A 17478-nucleotide genomic window follows, 5' to 3' on the forward strand; every position below is an offset into this window, starting at 1 on the left:
GGGGGTTCTGCGCCTGCGGTTCCCCCCGTACACCCTTCTTAGACCCCCCCCCGGCAACCGTGCCCGGGGGGGGGGCCCCCGGGGGGGGGGGGCCCCCCCGCCCCCCCGGGGCCCCCCCGCCGGGCTGTGGTGTCCTCGTGAGCCTACTCGGTCACCTTCAGCAGTTTGTTGGGCGTTCCGCCGCCCGGGTTGGTGATCTTGTCGCTGGTCGCCCCGCCGGTGAGCGCGGTGGCGACCTGGGCGGGCGTGGCGTCCGGGTGTCCGGCCAGGTAGACGGCGGCGGCTCCGGTGACGTGGGGGGTGGCCATGGAGGTGCCGGAGATCGTCTTGGTCCCCTGGTCGCTGTCGTTCCAGTCGGAGGTGATGTCCGAGCCGGGCGCGTACAGGTCCACGGCCTTGCCGAAGTTGGAGAAGTCCGACTGGGCGTCGTCCTTGGTGCTGGAGGCGACCGTGATGGCCTCGGGCACGCGGGCCGGTGAACTCTGCCCCGCGTCCGCCGTCTCGTTGCCGGCGGCGACCGCGAAGGTGACACCAGAGGCGATGGCCTTCTTGACCGCCTCGTCGAGAGCGGGGTCCGCGCCTCCGCCGAGGCTCATGTTGGCCACCGAGGGGCCGTGGTGGTTCTTGGTCACCCAGTCGATGCCGGCGACGACCTGCTCGGTGGTCCCGGAGCCGTTGTCGTCGAGGACTCTGACCGCCACTATCTTGGCCTTCTTGGCCACCCCGTGGGCGGCGCCGGCGATGGTGCCGGCCACGTGGGTGCCGTGGCCGTTGCCGTCGTCGGCGGTGTTGTCCTTGTCGACGGCGTCGTACCCGTAACCGGCGCGGCCTTCGAAGTCCTTGTGGCTGATGCGTACGCCGGTGTCGATGACGTAGGCGGTCACACCTTCCCCGGCCTTGTCCGGGTAGGTGTACTTGCCGTCGCCGGCCGTGTCCTTCTGGTCGATGCGGTCCAGACCCCAGGACGGCGGGTTGTCCTGGGTGGCATCGATGTGGAACTTCTTGTTCTGGACCACCGTGGCCACCGCGGGGTCCGCGGCGAGGCGCTTGGCCTCCGTCTCGGTGAGGCTGCCGGCGGAGAAGCCGTTGACCGCCGAGCCGTAGGTGCGGCTGATCTCGCCGCCGTACTCGGTGGCCAGGTCCCGTTCGGCCGCCGGGGACGCCTTCTCGTCCAGAAGGACGATGTAGCTGCCGGCCACGGCTCCTTCGGCGTTCAGCCCGTAGACCGTGCCCTCCGCGGGCTGTCCCGCCTGGGCGACGGGGGACACGTAGAAGGCGGTACCGGCGACGGTTGCGGCGGCCGCGATCGCGGTTGCGGTCTTGGCCTTGCCCATGCGTTGGTGATGCGCCGTCAAGAGGGGTCTCCTCGTGAAGTGGAGTGGGGGGTTCGCGTTCGAACGGCAGCGCTGCGCGTGCTCAGGAGAGTGCCGACTTGTCGCGAGCAGATCAATCCCTGGATGTGGGCATGACGGCTCACGAATGATCGATCTCCACAGGATTCACGCACATACGAAGCAACCCGCGCGCAAACGTGCAGCGCTTCACGCTGGTTGAATCACCAAGGAACAGCCCCGAATTATCCGTGCCGATTTCTTCACCGTCCGCTCACGCGCGGGCCGTTCACCGGAAGGCGTGATCACCCGCCGGCCAACGCTCTGCGCTGCGCCTGCTCGAACTCGTCCAGCGGGTCGCCGCCCACCCGCCAGGGCCAGGGGGTGACGACGCCGCCGAGTGCCTCGAAGGCCGCACGGGCCTCGTGGCGCCGGTCGGCGGCCATCAGCGCGTAGGCCAGGGTGTTGAGGTCGGCGAGTGCCTTGGCGTGCCGGAGCAGTCCCGGCTGCACCCAGGCGTGGGCCACGTGGTCGAGGGCCTGGGCGGCCATCATCTGGGACCAGTGGTTCCGCGCCACCAGCGCTTCGAAGCCTCCCCGGCCGAGGACGGAGTGGTACTGGAAGACCTGGGCGGTGAGTTCCGTCGCCACGCAGGGCACGTTCGCGGGCATGCGCGCGCGCAGGGCGTCCACGAACTCCAGAACCTGCAGGCGCGACCCCGCTTCCTCCGGGGTGAGATAGCCCAGCATGTGCTGGTAGGCCTCGCGGTTCCAGCGGTCGCGCACGAGGACCTCGTTCCACACCCCGAACACCTGCGGCTGCTCCCAGCGTTCCAGGCGGGCCGCCGCCAGGGCGACCACCCAGGGGGTGGGGTCCTCCGGGGCGAGCTCGGCGGCCCGGAAACAGCTGTCGATCACGCCGGCCGTGTCCTCCAGGCTCCCCTGGGAGCGGGCTCGGACCACCTCGCTCCACGCGTACAGCACGAGTGCGTCCGCGCTGCGCGGCTCGCGCTTGGCCCAGGAGCGCGGCAGATGCGATCCGGCCAGGAACTCCGCCAGGACTCCCATGCGGTGCGCCCGGCGGTCCCAGTCGCCCGGGTCCCGCTCCAGCAGACGGGAGATCTGCGCCACGCACAGGTCCGTCGTCGCGATCGTCCCCGACCTCGTGATCGCCCGCAGGGACTTCAGCAGCTTGCCCAGGTCCCGGTCGTCGAGTTCCGGGGCAAGGCGGGACCTTCTGCGACGACTTGAAAGAATGGCCATGACGGGAAGCTAAAGGGGACGAGGAATCACACAAGCCCCGAGCCGACATCGTTATGGATTACACGTCTCACCTTGGGTTACTTGCCCGTATGGCGATACGGACATCCACAGGTCCACTCCGGTCTTCGCGGCGTACCCGGCTGGGCATCGCGGTCAGGCCCACGCGGCGTATCCGCCGTCCACGCGTATCGCCTCGATCCCGCTGATGTAGCGGGCGCCGCAGCGGTCCTGGGGCAGCACCAGCTGGGAACCGGCGCGGTCGAGCGGGGTGCCGTCGAGCGTGACCGCGAGCAGGACCGGGGCCCGGCCGAAGTCGGGGTCGATCTCCGCCCAGGACAGCAGGGCGTGGTGGCCGTCCGCGCCGCGTACGGCGATCAGGAAGCGCAGGCGGTCCTTGCGGCGGGCGGGGTCGAAGACGGGGCCCGCGTCCATGAGGACGTCGTGCAGGAGTGGTCCGGTGAAGCGGTGGTGCTGGACGCCGCTGGTGGCGCACTCGAACGCGACCTCTGCCCGGTGCTGGGGCCAGGCGAGGAGGTCGGGGACGGTCAGCCGGGCCGGGCGGTCCAGATCACCGGTGAGGGCGAGTTCCGCCATCGGGCCGGCGGCCGTACCGGCCGCTGCGAGGGACTGGCTCACGGGCTACCACCTCCCGCATGACCGTACCCGCACACGCCTGCCACACAAACGCATATACCAGCACCAGGGACCATTGGCCCTGCTGATGCCATGGAACAGGGCCCTATCAGCCCGCAGCTGCGGCGCTATGATCGACGCATTCCGCCGGATCGTCCCCGGGCCGGCCCTCCCGGGTCACGCCCGCGAGACGTGAGCGGTGTTGCGGCGGTTGCCGTGACCAAGTCGACCGACGTGGTCGTCGAAAGACCGTAGATGAGTCCGTCAGGACCTTGAGGGAGTGGACCCGTGATGACCCGTTCCGCGCGCCGGACCCGCCGCATGCTTCAGGCGACCGGCGCAGGCGCCGCCGCCCTGCTGGCGCTGAGCGCCTGCTCGTCGTCCGACTCGGACTCCTCCACGAAGTCGGACTCCTCCGCTTCGGCGTCCTCGTCCGACAAGCTGTCCGGCACGGTGACCGTGTTCGCCGCGGCCTCGCTGAAGGAGAGCTTCACGACGCTGGGCAAGGAGTTCGAGAAGGAGCACCCGGGCACGAAGGTCACCTTCAGCTTCGGCGGCAGCGACACCCTCGCCGCCCAGATCACCGCTGGCGCCCCGGCCGATGTGTTCGCCTCGGCGAGCCCGAAGACGATGAAGATCGTCACGGACAAGGGTGACGCGGCCGGCACGCCCGCCACCTTCGTGCGCAACCAGCTGGAGATCGCCACCCTGCCGGGCAACCCCGACAAGGTCGCCTCCCTGAAGGACCTCACCAAGTCCGGCCTGAAGGCCGTACTGTGCGACAAGACGGTGCCGTGCGGTGCCGCCGCCCAGAAGGCCCTGGAGGCCAGCAAGCTCAAGCTCACCCCGGTCTCCTACGAGCAGGACGTCAAGGCCGCCCTGAACAAGGTGGTGCTGAAGGAAGCGGACGCCGCGGTCGTCTACAAGACCGATGTGAAGGCCGCGGGTGACAAGGTGGAGGGCGTGGAGTTCCCCGAATCGGCCAAGGCCGTCAACGACTACCCGATCACCCTGCTCAAGGACTCGAAGAACGCCGGCACCGCCAAGGCGTTCATGGCCCTGGTGCAGTCCGCCGAGGGCCAGAAGGTCCTGACCGAAGCCGGGTTCCTCAAGCCGTGACCTCTCCTTCCACGGACCACGCCGACGCCGCGGACACCCTCACCGGTGGCCCGCGGCAGCGGCGCGTCCGCGGGGGCGCCCCGCTGCCCCTCCTGCTGCCCGCGCTGATCGGCCTGGCGTTCCTGGTCCTCCCGCTCGTCGCCCTGCTGCTCCGGGCTCCCTGGCGGAGCATGCCCGACCTGCTGACCAGCGCCGAGGTGTGGCAGGCGCTGCGGCTGTCCCTGGTGTGCGCGACGGCCGCGACCGCGGTGAGTCTGGTGCTCGGGGTGCCGCTGGCCTGGCTGCTGGCACGGGTCGAGTTCCCGGGACGCGGGCTCGTCCGGGCGTTGGTCACCCTGCCGCTCGTGCTGCCGCCGGTGGTCGGCGGTGTGGCGCTGCTGATGGCGCTCGGCCGCAACGGGGTCGTGGGGCAGTGGCTGGACGCCTGGTTCGGGGTCACGCTGCCGTTCACCACGGCCGGGGTCGTGGTGGCCGAGGCGTTCGTGGCGATGCCGTTCCTCGTCATCAGTGTGGAGGGCACGCTGCGGGCGGCCGACCCGCGCTACGAGGAGGCCGCGACCACCCTGGGCGCCTCCCGGTTCACCGCGTTCCGCCGGGTCACGCTGCCGCTCATCGCCCCCGGCGTGGCCGCCGGTGCCGTTCTGGCCTGGGCCCGCGCGCTCGGCGAGTTCGGCGCGACGATCACCTTCGCCGGCAACTTCCCCGGCCGTACGCAGACGATGCCCCTCGCCGTCTACCTCGCCCTCCAGAACGACCCGGAGACGGCCATCGCCCTCAGCCTGGTCCTGCTGACCGTGTCCATCGCGGTGCTGGCCGGCCTGCGCGACCGCTGGATGACCGCCTCATGACCGGCACGGAGAAGACCACGAAGCCCATGCGGGACGCCGCCGCCCACGCCCCGGCCGGTGAGGGGCTCGACGCCCGGCTGGTGGTCGCGCGCGGCTCCTTCCGCCTCGACGTGGCACTGACCGCGGCGCCGGGTGACGTCGTCGCGCTCCTCGGGCCCAACGGCGCGGGAAAGACGACCGCCCTGCGGGCGCTCGCCGGTCTCGTCCCGCTCACGGGCGGCCATCTGCGGCTCGACGGCGCGGAGCTGGACCGTACTCCCCCGGAGTCCCGCCGGGTCGGCGTCGTCTTCCAGGACTACCTGCTCTTCCCGCACCTCACCGCCCTGGACAACGTCGCGTTCGGCCCGCGCTGCCACGGCGCCACCAAGGCGGAGGCCCGTACCCAGGCCGCCGAGTGGCTGGACCGCATGGGCCTCGCCGCCCACGCCGGCGCCAGGCCCCGCCGCCTCTCCGGCGGCCAGGCCCAGCGCGTCGCCCTCGCCCGCGCCCTGGCCACCCGCCCGCGCCTGCTGCTCCTGGACGAGCCCCTCGCCGCGCTCGACGCCCGCACCCGTCTCGACGTCCGCGCCCAACTCCGCCGCCATCTGGCCGAGTTCGAGGCCGTGGCCGTGCTCGTCACACACGACCCGCTGGACGCCATGGTCCTTGCCGACCACCTCGTCGTCATAGAGGACGGCCGTATCGTCCAGCAGGGCACGCCCTCAGACATCGGACGCCGCCCGCGCACCGACTACATCGCCCACCTGGTGGGCCTCAACCTCTACCGGGGCCAGGCCGAAGGGCACACGGTCCGCATCGACGGCGGCGCCGGGATCACCGGCACGGAAGATCTCACCGGCCCGGTCTTCGTCGCCTTCCCGCCCAGCGCGGTCACCCTCCACCGCGACCGCCCCACCGGCTCCAGCGCCCGCAATCTCTGGCGCTGCGAGGTCACCGGACTGGAGACCCACGGCGACCAGATCCGCGCCGCGCTGACCGGCGACCTGTCCCTGGTCGCCGACCTCACCACGGTCGCCGCCGCCGAACTCGACCTCCGCCCAGGAGCCACGGTCTGGGCGACGGTCAAGGCGACCCAGACACACGCGTACCCGGCCTGAGGACACTCACGGAGCCAGAACGGCACCGCCGCCCCGGACTCCGGCTGCCGAAAAGGCGGTTGCTCCGCCGGTTCTCATCATGGACGATCTCGGACCGTGACAACGAACAATCCCCAAGGACACCCCGCTCCCCGTCAGGCCCACCCCTCGGCGCGCCCGGTCGCCCTCATCACCGGGGTGGGGCGCACCGTCGGCATCGGCGCGGGTATCGCCCGCCGGTTGTCCGCCGCCGGCTGGGACGTCGCCTTCACCTACTGGACCCCATACGACGAGCGCATGACCTGGGGCCGCGAGCCCGGCGCGACCAGGGCGATCACCGACGCCCTCACCGAACACGGTGCCGCCACCACGGCCGTCGAGGCGGACCTTGCCGACCCGGACACTCCGGCCCGTGTCTTCGACGAGGTCGAACGCAGTCTGGGCAGCGTCACCGCCCTGGTGATGTGCCACTGCGAGTCGGTCGACTCAGGTCTGCTCGACACCACTGTCGAGAGCTTCGACCGGCACTTCGCGGTCAATGCCCGCGCCACCTGGCTGCTGATCCGCGAGTACGGCCGTCGCTTCGCCGCCGCCCCGGGCAGCGGCCGGATCATCGCGCTCACCAGCGACCACACCGTCGGCAATCTTCCCTATGGCGCGAGCAAGGGCGCACTGGACCGCATCACCCTGGCCGCCGCGCACGAACTCGCTCACCTCGGCATCACCGCCAACGTCATCAACCCGGGGCCGGTGGACACCGGTTGGATGACGGACGAAGGGCGCGCGTTCCTGCTGCGCCAGACGCCGCTGGGCCGTCTCGGCACCCCGCAGGACACCGCCCACCTCGTCGACTTCCTCTGCTCACCGGAGGGTCAGTGGATCAACGGACAACTTCTCAAGAGCAACGGCGGATTCGCCTAGTGCGCCGCCTGCTCGAGTCCACCGGCACGGAGGGCATCCTCGATCTCGCCGAGCTTCGCCGACGACAAGACTCCCACCTGCTCGGTCAGATCTTCCTGGGCCAGCGTGACCAGCCAAGTGCACGGGACAAGACCGGGACGTGGCAGCGCCACTCGAAGGACGCCCTCGAGAGGCAGCCCCTCGGGCGCCCCCACTGCCACCTCGACGGCCACACCGCTGATCTCGGTCCCCGCAGGAGCGACGACCTGGATCGCTCGGAACCCGGACGCTTCGTCTCCTGACAGCAGTACTACCGGCCGCCGCTCGTCAAAGTCCGCCAACCAGACCTCGCCGCGCTGCATGTGCCCTCCCGACGCAGGATCGCGGGGGAACCTTGCACGCCCCGGACCGAACACCTCATTGTCTGCCGTAATCCAACCAGTCCAGCGGTCGCAGCGGCCAGCGAACCCGGTGAACTTTCGCGGTCACAGCACCAGCTCGTTCGGACAGCCAGCGGCCGGACCGCCTCCCGGCGACCGCAGGGCGAGGCACGTAGGCTCGTGAGCATGGTTGAGCATCGAATGGTGGACGTGAACGGCGTTCGGCTGCACATCGCCGAGCAGGGCGACGGCCCGCTGGTGGTGCTCCTGCACGGCTTCCCCGAGTCATGGCACTCCTGGCAGCACCAGTTCGGCCCTCTCGCCGACGCGGGCTTCCGCGTGGTAGCCCCGGATCAACGGGGGTACGGACGCAGCGATCACCCCGGCGATGTCGACGCGTACACCATCCTCCACCTGGTGGGCGACGTCGTCGGGCTGGTCCAGGCCCTGGGCGAGGAGAAGGCGTACGTCGTCGGGCACGACTGGGGCGCGCCGGTCGCCTGGCACACCGCGCTGCTGCGGCCGGACATGGTGCTCGGGGTGGCCGGCCTGAGCGTGCCGCCCCCGTTCCGGGGGACACGGGCTCCGCTGGCCGCCATGGAGGAGAGGTTCGGCGGCCGGTTCTACTGGAACTACTTCAACCGCCCCGGCGTCGCCGACGCCGAGTTCGCCGCGGACACCCGCACCGCGCTGCGTAAGTTCCTCTTCTCGGCCTCCGGCGACGCGGCCCGCTCCGGCGAGGTCAAGCAGCCCCTGGTCCACCCCGGGCAGGGCTGGCTCGCGAGCATGCCGGACCCCGGGGTACTGCCGGAGTGGCTCACCGAGGACGACCTCGACGCACTCACCGAAAGCTTCTCCCAGGGCTTCACCGGGGCCCTCAACTGGTACCGCAACCTCGACCGCAACTGGGAACTCACCGCTCCGTGGCACGGCGCGGTCATCACCCGCCCCGCCCTGTACATCTACGGCGACCGCGACCCCGTCCCCGCCTTCCCCGGCACACCCGAACTCATCGAGAAACTCCCCGAACTGATGCCCAGCCTCCGGCGCGGGCCGCTCGAACTGGCGGGCTGCGGACACTGGACCCAGCAGGAACGCCCGCACGAAGTGAACGCGGCCCTCATCGAATTCCTCAAGGCCTGTCCCTGAGCTGTGATGACCATCGGTTGCCCACCGGTGGCCGGCCCCACGCGGCCCGGCCACCGGTGACGCACAGGCGCGCCTACGGAGCCATCTCGTACGCGCCGGACAACGCCTCGACCCGCTGCCAGACCCGCTCCGTGCGCGCCTCGTCGACGACCGGCCGCCGGAGCGCACCCAGGGCCCAGGTCTGCTGCTCTTCGGTCGCCGAGTCCTTGCCGTGCAGCTCGACGGCGTGCGCGCAGAAGTCGCGTATGAGGACGGCGAAGAGCTCGTCGAGCACGTCCTCGTCGAGTCCGGTCAGGGCGGCCTGCTCCAGGACGAGCTGCCCGTGTACGACGAGGGCGAAGAGCTGACCGACCGCGAGGACGAGGTCGAGGTCGCGGCTCTGCTCCGCGTCGGGGGCAGCCGTGGCGACGAACTCGCAGAGTGCGTCGGCCTGTTCACGCAAGCGGGACACGTTGGGCAGGTGCGCGTACGCGTCGAAGGCGGGCCGCCAGTCGTGGAAGCGTACCGAGCCGAGGCCGCGGGCCGGTCCCTGCCGGAACAGGAAGTCGTCGTCGGCCGCGTCGAGGCGGGTCGGCACGCCGGGGTAGTCGACCGGGTCGAGGAGGTGGCTGCGCATGAACTTCAGGATCAGCGCCAGGTTGACGTGGACCGTGCCCTCGAGCTTCGGCAGACCGCGGATCTCCACGGCGGCCTGGCCGAAGTAGTTGTCCTTCTCGAAGCCCTTGGCCGCGATGACGTCCCACATCAGGTCGATGACCTTCTCACCCTCCGTGGTCACCTTCATCTTCGTCATCGGGTTGAACAGCAGATAGCGTCGGTCGTCCGGGCCGGCGGAGCGGAAGTAGTCGACAGCGCGGTCGCTGAAGAGCTTCATGCCGACGAGCCTGACGTACGCGTCGGTCAGCTCGCGCCGCACGTGCGGGAAACCGGTGACGGGGCGGCCGTAGAGGACGCGGTTGTGGGCGTGGGTGACGGCCTCGTACATCGCGTGCTCGCAGATGCCGATCGAGGCGGTGCACAGGTTGAACTTGCCGACGTTGACGGTGTTGAGGGCGGCGTCGAAGGCCGCGCGGCCTGTGTGCAGGATGTCCCCGGCCGCTACGGGATAGTCCTCCAGGCGGAACTCGCTGACGAACTTCGAGGAGTCGACGACGTTCTTGACCAGGTGGTAGGCCGGGTGCCGGCTGTCGGCGGCGAAGAACACGTAGCCGTCGGGCCCCTCGACGTCGCTGCGGCGGCCGAAGACGGAGACGAGTCCGGCGGCGTTGCCGTTGCCGATGTAGTACTTGGAGCCGGTGGCCCGGAAGCCGCCGTCGCCGTCGGGCTCGAGCAGCATGTCGGTGGAGTAGATGTCGGCGCCGTGGGCCTTCTCGGACAGGCCGAACGCGAACACCTCTCCCTGGGAGAGGAGTTCCGCGGCGCGGGTGCGGGCGGCGGCGTTGTCGCTCTGCCAGACCGGTCCGAGGCCGAGGATCGTGACCTGCCAGGCGTACCAGTAGTCCAGGCCGTAGAAGCCCAGGATTTCGTTGAGCGCGGCGATCCGGGCCGTGTCCCACCGCTTGTCCGGCTCCCCCTCCCCCGCGGCGGACGACGGCGTCAGGAAGGTGGCGAACAGGTTCTCCTTCGCTGCGAAGGCGAGGAAGTCGGCAAGCCACGCGCGGGTCCTGTAGTCCTCGATCAGCCGCCCCTTCCCACGCTCCTCGAACCAGTCGACGGTGGCACGCAGCAGGCGGCGCGTCTCGGGGTCGAAGTGTGCGGGGTCGTACGTCCGCGGGTTGAACAGCAGCTGGTCAGCCATGGTGATGACGCCTTTCGGCTGGTGGGCGGGTGGGAGCCGGGAGGACCGGCCAAGGGTGCGGCGGCGATCAGCGGCCCGGACCGAACCGGGCCAGCGTGGCGAGCACGTCGTCCAGCCAGTCGATCATCATCCGCTCGTACGCGATGCCGCCGCGCAGTACGACGTGCTGGAGTTCCCGCTCCGCGTCGAGCGGCACCTGCGGACCGGCCGCGCTCGCCTCGGGCCCCGTGAAGTCCCTTGCCTCTCCTGCGAGATAGTGCGCCAGCCGGTCACGGTGCGCCTGCCGGTGCCGTTCCACCTCGTGGATCAGTGCGGCCGGGTCGTCGAAGGCGGCGCCCCGGATCTTCACGGCCAGGTCGTGGCGGACGCTCTCCGGTTCGATCGGATCGCGCAACCAGGAGGACAGCGCGGCCCGGCCGAGGTCGGCGACGCTGTACTCCTTCTTGTCCGGCCGGCCCTGCTGCGGGACGTCCCGGACGTCGACCCAGCCGTCGTCCTCCATGCGCTTGAGCACGCGGTAGATCTGCTGGTGTCTCGCGGTCCAGAAGTAGCCGATGGACCGCTCGAAGCGCCGGGCCAGCTCATAGCCTGATCCCGGCTTCTCCAGAAGCGACACCAAAATCGCGTGTTCGAGCGCCACGACGCCGATCTTGCTATGCAACTCGTTGCACAGCAAGCCCGTCCGCGCCGATGCGACGCGGCTCACCCCGGACGGCTCTCACCGACAGGGGCCGGCGTCCTGACCGGTGGCTGCCTCGGCGAACTGGTTGGTGTCGAAGAGCTGGTTGATATGTCCGCCGAGTTCGGACCAGTGGTGTCCGGAGAGTTCGGCGGCGGCGCGGGCGTCGCCGCCGGCGCATACGTCGATGAGCTGGTCGTGGTGTTCGATGGTGTTGCGGCCGCCGAGCAAGGTGGAGAACTTGCGGTAGAGGATGCGGTGGATCTGGGGGTGGAGCTGCTCCACGATCCGGCTGAGCACGGGATTGTCCGCGGCCGTGATGGGGACGGCGTGGAAATGGTCGTCGGCGGCGAGCGCGGCGGTGGTGTCGTTGGCGGCGACGGCCCGTTCGAAGTCGCGGTTGGCCTCGCGCATGCGCCGCAGGTCCTGCTCGGTCATGACCGGGACGGCCGTCTCGACGGCGAGCTGGTCGAGGGAGCGCAGGACGGCGAGGGTCTTCTCGACGTCACGGCGGTTGAGCGTCGTGACGCGGGTGTAGACGCCGGGTTTGGCTTCGACCAGGCCGATGTCGGCGAGCCGGGCGAGCGCCTCGCGCACCGGGGTGCGGCTGAGGCCGAGGCGCTCGGCGAGTTCGCCGTCCTTGACCTTCTCGCCGGGGACGAGTTCGCCGCGCACGATGGAGTCGCGCAGGCGGTCGAAGACCTCGTCACTGAGGAGTCGACGGGAAACAGGGCGGTCGAGTGACATATTGCGTACAATACATCGCTCTCCTCTGCCTAGTCGGCTGCATTCCGGGCTCTGACCCGGCGAACCAGGGCCTGGGCGAGGATGAGCGCGGGGTCGATCAGGGGGACGTCCACGGCATCGCCGGGCAGTCCGAGGGGGATCTCGGTGCAGCCCGCGATGACCGCCTGCGCGCCTTGTCCGGTCAGGCGCTCCGCGGCGCGGGCCAGGAGCGCGCTCGACGTGTCGTCGCGGATGCCGGCCTTCACCGCGCGGATGGCCGGCATGACCTCCTGGTCCTGGCTGGTGGTGTCAGGCAGTACGAGGCGGATCCCGGAGCGGTCCAGCCACTCCTGGTACAGGCCGGCACGGACGGTGCCGGTGGTGGCCAGCAGTCCGGCGGTGTGGATGCGCGGGCTCAGCGTGGTCAGGTGCCGGGCGACTTCGCCGATCATGTGGACGATGGGCAGACCGACGTGGCCGGCGATGCGCGGCACGAAGGCATGTGCGGTGTTGCAGGGAATCGCGATGAGGGTGGCGCCGGCCTCGCGCAGGACGCGGCTGCCGTCGACGAGCCAGGGGGTGGGGTCGGGTCCGTCGCCCAGCAGGGCCTCGGTGCGGTCGGGGATGGTGGGGTCGGACCAGATGACCGTCCGGAGGTGGTCCTGGTCGCTGGAGCCGGGGGTGGTCGCCACGAGCTTGGCGTAGAAGTCGGCGGTGGCCGCCGGGCCCATCCCGCCCAGGATGCCGATGACCTCGGTGGTGGGGGCGGGGGTGCTCACCGTGCGGTCTCCTTCTGCAGGGCCGTGGCCTTGGGCGCGGTCGGTGTGTGGACGGTGTCGCGGCTGCCGCGCTTGGCCTCACGCCGGTTCTCCGAGCTGTCGACGACGGCGGCGGCCAGCGAGTTGCCGATGACGTTCACACCGGTGCGGGCCATGTCGACGATGAAGTCCACGCCGAGGAGCAGAGCGATTCCCTCGGCGGGCAGGCCCATGGAATTGCCGGCGGCGATGAGGACGACGAGGGAGGCGGAGGCGACACCGGCCATGCCCTTGGAGAGGATCACCAGCACGCCGACCATGAGCAGCAGGGCGGGCAGGGACGTGTCGGCGCCATAGGCGTTGGCGAGGAAGACCAGGGCGGCGGCCTGGTAGAGGACGGAGCCGTCGGTGTTGAAGGAGTAGCCGAGCGGGACGACGAACGAGGTCGTCGAGCGGCTGACACCGAACGCCTCGAGCCTGCCCATCAGCGGGGCCAGCACCGACTCTGAGCTGCGGGTGACGAAGGCGATCCCGGCGAGCCCCGCGATCGACTTCAGCAACTCGACGTAGCGGATGCGGTAGATCGTGGCGATGAGCGGGAAGAGCACGCCGACGACGATGGCCAGGCCCGCGTAGACGACGGCGACGAAGCCGAGCAGGCTGCGCAGGTTGCCGAAGCCGTAGTGGGCGACGTCGTAGGAGATGAAGCCGAGCACGCCCAGCGGTGCGACCCGGATGACGTAGCCGACGACCTTGAACATCACCGCGGCGACGGACTCCAGCACCGAGGCGAAGGGCTGGGCCTTCTCCCCGATCGCGGCCATGGCGACACCTACGAGGAGGGCGAAGACGATCGCGCCGAGCAGGTTGCCCTCGCCGAACGCGGCGAAGATGTTCTTCGGCACGGCGTGCAGGACCAGCTCGTGGAAGTCGATGCCCTGGCTCAGGCCGTCCAGGCCCTTGGCGTCGGCCCCACGGACGGGGGCGCCCTTGCCGATGCCCGTGAGCTTGGCCAGACCCACCGCGATCAGCAGGATGACGGTGGTGACGAGCTCGAAGTAGAGGATGGCCTTGCCGGCGATCCGGCCGACCTTCTTGACCGACTCCATGCGGGCGATGCCCAGCACGATCAGCGGGAAGACCAGGGGCAGGACGACGACCTGCACGAGGTTCAGGAACACATCCCCGAGGATCTTCATCTGCTCGCCCGCGGCCGGGGCGAGGGATCCGACGAGGGCTCCGAGGCCGACGGCGATGACCGACTGGATGCCGATCGGCATCTTCAGACAACGCCGCCAGAACCCTGAAGGCCGACGGCTCGGTGGGGTGTCTGCGCTGGTGAGGCCGGTGGGTGCAGTGTTCATGGATGCTCCTGCCATGTGCAATATATTGCGTTCTGCATGTTGGGCGGTAACACTGGGCCCTGGAGCGGTCGCCTGTCAAGGGGGCACGCACCGGCACCCGGCTCACGTCCGTCGGTAATGACAAGGAGCATCAGATGACGCAGGCCACACGCATGGAGCACGACCTGGTGGGAGACAAGGAGGTCCCCGCCGACGCCTACTACGGCGTGCACACCGTGCGGGCCGTGGAGAACTTCGCGATCACCGGATCGACCATCGCCCGGTTCCCCGACCTGATCACGTCGCTGGCCGCGGTGAAGCAGGCGGCCGCGCAGGCCAACCGCGACCTGGGCCTGCTGCCGCCGGACATCGCCGAAGTGATCACCGTCGCATGCCAGGAGATCCGCGCCGGAGGGCTGACCGGCCAATTCGTCGTCGACCCCGTCCAGGGCGGGGCCGGCACCTCGACGAACATGAACGCCAACGAGGTCATCGCCAACCGGGCCCTGGAGATCCTGGGCCATCCGCGTGGCTGCTACGACGTGATCCACCCACTCGACCACGTCAACCTCGGCCAGAGCACCAACGACGTCTATCCCACCGCCGTCCGGCTGGCCCTGGTCACCTCACTGCGCGGGCTCGACGGCTCCATGAATGTGCTGGCCGATGCCTTCGGCGCGAAGGCGGGGGAATTCACCGACGTCCTCAAGATGGGCCGCACCCAACTCCAGGACGCCGTCCCCATGACGCTGGCCCAGGAGTTCACCACCTACGCCGTCATGATCGAGGAAGACCGACAACGCCTGGACGAGGCCGCCGCCCTGCTGCTGGAGTCCAACCTCGGCGGCACCGCGATCGGCACCGGCATCAACGGCCATCCCCGCTACGCCGAACTCGCCTGCGCGTACCTCGCGCAGATCAGCGGCGAACGCGTCCGGCCCGCGGGCGACTTCATCGAGGCCACCCAGGACTGCGGCGCCTTCGTCCAGCTCTCCGGTGTCCTCAAGCGCGTCGCCGTCAAACTCTCCAAGACATGCAACGACCTCCGCCTGGCCTCGTCCGGCCCCACCGCCGGACTGAGCGAGATCAATCTGCCCCCGGTGCAGGCGGGTTCGTCGATCATGCCCGGCAAGGTCAACCCGGTGATCCCCGAAGTCGTCAACCAGGTCGCCTTCGAGGTCATCGGCAACGACCTGACCGTCACCATGGCCGCCGAAGCCGGACAGCTGCAGCTCAACGCCTTCGAACCTGTCATCGCCTACAGCCTGCTGCGCTCCCTGACCCATTTGCGCGCGGCCTGCGGCACACTGGCCACCCGCTGCGTCCCCGGCATCACCGCCAACCGCGAACACCTCCGGGACACGGTCAACCGCTCCGTCGGCCTGGTGACCACGCTCGCCCCGCACATCGGCTACGCCGCCGGCACCGCCCTCGCCCGCCAGGCCCTCACCACCGGCCGCACCATCAAGGATCTCGCCGCCGAAGCCGGTTTGCTCACCATCGACCAACTGGACGCGATCCTGCGGCCCGAGAACCTCACTCGGCCCTTGCCCTGACGGACGAGCACCTCCAACCGATGCACCTCGTTCACACCAGTTCGCGTTGCGGTGTCGGCTCCGATCGCCCCGCCGGTGCGGCCGTCGGTTCCCATTGTCTGGTGGCACGTATGTAGCCGTGGACCACTGAGCTCATAGCCAGAATGAGAAGGGGGCCGGACACCCATGGATGTCCCGCCATCTCCGTCGGCAGAAAGCGGTACGACACCAGGAGTGCGGCGAACACCGTCGTACCATGGGCGACCAGCTGGATTCCCGAACGGTCCCAGCCCCGTTCGTGCGAGCGCAGAGCTGCCTCGATCGTGAGCGTGAACACCGCGCCGGCCACGAGATCCGCGCCGTAGTGGAGGCCGAAGCCCAGCGTCGCGCAGAGCGTGGCGACCAGCCAGAGCGCGCCCGCGAAGCGCAGAACGCGCGGACCCCTGCGGGAGTGGATGAAGATCGCGGTGGCCCACGCCGTGTGCAGGCTGGGCATGCAGTTGCGCGGTGTGATCTCGTCGAATGACATCGGGTGCGGGGTGTTGACCGGCGGCGGCGTGTCGGGCCACAGGTTGGCCACCGCCCAGTGCCCGCCGTCGGCGCCGTAGGCGAAGACCGGTCCGACCACCGGGAAGATCATGTAGACGGCCGGCCCGAGGAGGCCGATCGCCAGAAAGGTGCGTACCAGATGATGGCGCGGAAAGCGGCGCTCGGCCGCCACGTTGCGCAACTGGTACATGGCGACGACGACCGCGGCCACCGGCAGCTGCGTGTAGACGTAGTCGAGGAGATGGGCGCCGACCGGACCGCTTGCCCTGACAAGCCGGCCCACCACCCACGACGGATCGCCCAGCGCGTGATCGGCCGTCGCCACGTACTGGTCGAGCACCGCGGGGCGGGTCTTGGAGGTGATGAGCAGCCAGGTGTCGCCGGTCTTACGGCCGGCCACCAGCAACAGGGCCAGACCCACGCCCTTCAGCAGCAGTATCCGTTCCTGGCCGGTGCGGCGCGTGACAGCGATGACCGCATAGCCCAGGATCACCCACAGCGCGCCGTTGCCGAAGGGGTGGCCTCCGGTCAGCTTGGCGCCGACCGCCCACCGCACCAGCAAGAACACGATGTCGATGCCGACCGCGGCACCAGCCGCGATGAATCGCTCCCGCCGGGTGAGCACCACCATCATCAACGCCATACTGGCGTACAACAGAAAGCCCGATTTGGGGAGGAATATAACCTCTCTCGCCTGGCTGGCGATCGGCCCCGGTAAGCCGTAGCGGCGTGCGGCCACCTCCAGCGCGATGAGGAATCCGAGGACGGCTACACCCGCCGTGGCACACAGCATCGCCCGTGGCTGACGCCACACGGCGGACGCAATCATCCCGTTTTCTCGCGAAAACACCCACGATGCCTTTCAGTGCAGGACGGATATGGGGGGCGATCGTCGTGAATTCGAACATGCTAACGGAGCAGGGCGGGTGAGGTCCCCTGGTTATGGGTGATGCGAGCCCGGCATCGCTCAGAACATGGTGTTGTCGTTCTTGGAGGTGGGCGGGACGACCTGGAGGACGTCCCAGTGTTCGACGATCTTGCCGCCCGCATCGAAGCGGAAGACGTCGATGCCCGCGTACTCCTCGTCGGGCCAGATCTGATGGCAGTGCAGGATGACGTGGTCGCCTTCGGCGAAGGCGCGCTTGAATTCGACGCGCTTGCCGGGGTATTCGGCGGCCATGCGCTCGAAGTAGTCGATGAACGCCTGCTTGCCGTCGGCGACGTGCGGGTTGTGCTGGATGTAGGTGTCACCGGCGAACCGGTCGATGGCCTCTGCCGGGCGGCACTGATTGAACATCAGGTGGTAGAACGCCTTGGCCGTGGCCTTGTTCTTCTCCGGGTCGCTCATGGTGTCTCCGTAGGGTCTGGCGCCGGTAATCCGGGGTTGCTGAG

The 17478-nt window shown here is 69.7% G+C and carries 17 protein-coding genes; 6 read left to right on the forward strand and 11 right to left on the reverse strand.

Going from position 1 to position 17478, the window contains the following annotated elements:
- Window positions 1–143 precede the first annotated feature (143 nt).
- The 3 genes from ACH45E_RS01835 to ACH45E_RS01845 all read right to left on the reverse strand — a co-directional run bounded on the left by ACH45E_RS01835 (window position 144) and on the right by ACH45E_RS01845 (window position 3229).
- A complete protein-coding gene (locus ACH45E_RS01835; protein ID WP_399039942.1) occupies window positions 144–1334 on the reverse strand; it encodes a S8 family peptidase in 1191 nt (396 codons plus the stop codon).
- A gap of 302 nt (window positions 1335–1636) precedes the next feature.
- A complete protein-coding gene (locus tag ACH45E_RS01840) occupies window positions 1637–2593 on the reverse strand; it encodes a hypothetical protein (protein ID WP_361436244.1) in 957 nt (318 codons plus the stop codon).
- 153 nt (window positions 2594–2746) lie between these two features.
- Window positions 2747–3229, reverse strand: a complete 483-nt coding sequence (locus tag ACH45E_RS01845) for a molybdopterin-dependent oxidoreductase (RefSeq protein ID WP_361436241.1) — start codon at window positions 3227–3229, stop codon at window positions 2747–2749.
- Between the two features lie 288 nt (window positions 3230–3517).
- Here ACH45E_RS01845 and modA point away from each other — a divergent pair, with 288 nt between their 5' ends.
- The 4 genes from modA (at window position 3518) to ACH45E_RS01865 (ending at window position 7190) form a co-directional block, all read left to right on the forward strand.
- The gene (gene modA / locus ACH45E_RS01850; protein WP_361436239.1) at window positions 3518–4345 is read left to right on the forward strand and encodes a molybdate ABC transporter substrate-binding protein; all 828 of its coding nucleotides are present in this window, start codon (window positions 3518–3520) and stop codon (window positions 4343–4345) included.
- The gene (gene modB / locus ACH45E_RS01855) at window positions 4342–5193 is read left to right on the forward strand and encodes a molybdate ABC transporter permease subunit (protein ID WP_361436237.1); all 852 of its coding nucleotides are present in this window, start codon (window positions 4342–4344) and stop codon (window positions 5191–5193) included. Before modA ends, modB begins: the two co-directional genes overlap by 4 nt.
- On the forward strand, window positions 5190–6290 hold the full coding sequence (locus tag ACH45E_RS01860; RefSeq protein ID WP_399039764.1) for an ABC transporter ATP-binding protein: 1101 nt from the start codon (window positions 5190–5192) through the stop codon (window positions 6288–6290). Before modB ends, ACH45E_RS01860 begins: the two co-directional genes overlap by 4 nt.
- Window positions 6291–6386: 96 nt before the next feature.
- Window positions 6387–7190, forward strand: a complete 804-nt coding sequence (locus tag ACH45E_RS01865; protein WP_361436235.1) for an SDR family oxidoreductase — start codon at window positions 6387–6389, stop codon at window positions 7188–7190.
- Here ACH45E_RS01865 and ACH45E_RS01870 read toward each other — a convergent pair.
- Window positions 7187–7531 carry a type II toxin-antitoxin system PemK/MazF family toxin gene (locus ACH45E_RS01870; protein WP_361436233.1) on the reverse strand — a complete coding sequence of 115 codons (345 nt, stop codon included), beginning with the start codon at window positions 7529–7531 and terminating at the stop codon, window positions 7187–7189. The two genes, ACH45E_RS01865 and ACH45E_RS01870, sit on opposite strands and share 4 nt — an antisense overlap.
- 219 nt (window positions 7532–7750) lie before the next feature.
- On the opposite strand from ACH45E_RS01870, the gene ACH45E_RS01875 reads away from it, so the two are divergent.
- The gene (locus tag ACH45E_RS01875; RefSeq protein ID WP_361436873.1) at window positions 7751–8698 is read left to right on the forward strand and encodes an alpha/beta hydrolase; all 948 of its coding nucleotides are present in this window, start codon (window positions 7751–7753) and stop codon (window positions 8696–8698) included.
- 73 nt (window positions 8699–8771) lie between these two features.
- On the opposite strand, the gene ACH45E_RS01880 is transcribed toward ACH45E_RS01875, so the two are convergent.
- From ACH45E_RS01880 to ACH45E_RS01900, 5 genes are all read right to left on the reverse strand, one after another.
- Window positions 8772–10496 carry an acyl-CoA dehydrogenase family protein gene (locus ACH45E_RS01880; RefSeq protein WP_361436230.1) on the reverse strand — a complete coding sequence of 575 codons (1725 nt, stop codon included), beginning with the start codon at window positions 10494–10496 and terminating at the stop codon, window positions 8772–8774.
- Window positions 10497–10563: 67 nt separating this feature from the next.
- The gene (locus tag ACH45E_RS01885) at window positions 10564–11136 is read right to left on the reverse strand and encodes a PadR family transcriptional regulator (RefSeq protein WP_361436228.1); all 573 of its coding nucleotides are present in this window, start codon (window positions 11134–11136) and stop codon (window positions 10564–10566) included.
- A gap of 78 nt (window positions 11137–11214) precedes the next feature.
- Entirely contained in the window at window positions 11215–11922 is a 708-nt protein-coding gene (locus ACH45E_RS01890) for a GntR family transcriptional regulator (RefSeq protein WP_361436226.1), read from the reverse strand.
- 29 nt (window positions 11923–11951) lie between these two features.
- Window positions 11952–12680: an amino acid racemase gene (locus ACH45E_RS01895; RefSeq protein WP_361436224.1), complete on the reverse strand. Its 729-nt coding sequence runs from the start codon at window positions 12678–12680 to the stop codon at window positions 11952–11954.
- The gene (locus tag ACH45E_RS01900) at window positions 12677–14023 is read right to left on the reverse strand and encodes a dicarboxylate/amino acid:cation symporter (protein WP_361436222.1); all 1347 of its coding nucleotides are present in this window, start codon (window positions 14021–14023) and stop codon (window positions 12677–12679) included. The genes ACH45E_RS01895 and ACH45E_RS01900 overlap by 4 nt, the downstream gene beginning before the upstream one ends.
- A 134-nt stretch (window positions 14024–14157) precedes the next feature.
- Between ACH45E_RS01900 and ACH45E_RS01905 the strand changes: the two genes are divergently transcribed.
- Entirely contained in the window at window positions 14158–15558 is a 1401-nt protein-coding gene (locus ACH45E_RS01905; protein WP_361436220.1) for an aspartate ammonia-lyase, read from the forward strand.
- A gap of 31 nt (window positions 15559–15589) precedes the next feature.
- On the opposite strand, the gene ACH45E_RS01910 is transcribed toward ACH45E_RS01905, so the two are convergent.
- Window positions 15590–16915, reverse strand: a complete 1326-nt coding sequence (locus ACH45E_RS01910; protein ID WP_361436217.1) for a phosphatase PAP2 family protein — start codon at window positions 16913–16915, stop codon at window positions 15590–15592.
- A gap of 138 nt (window positions 16916–17053) precedes the next feature.
- Window positions 17054–17434, reverse strand: a complete 381-nt coding sequence (locus ACH45E_RS01915) for a nuclear transport factor 2 family protein (RefSeq protein WP_361436215.1) — start codon at window positions 17432–17434, stop codon at window positions 17054–17056.
- Window positions 17435–17478 lie beyond the last annotated feature (44 nt).

The organism is Streptomyces sp. NPDC020299 (assembly GCF_044387825.1).
Taxonomy (GTDB): domain Bacteria; phylum Actinomycetota; class Actinomycetes; order Streptomycetales; family Streptomycetaceae; genus Streptomyces.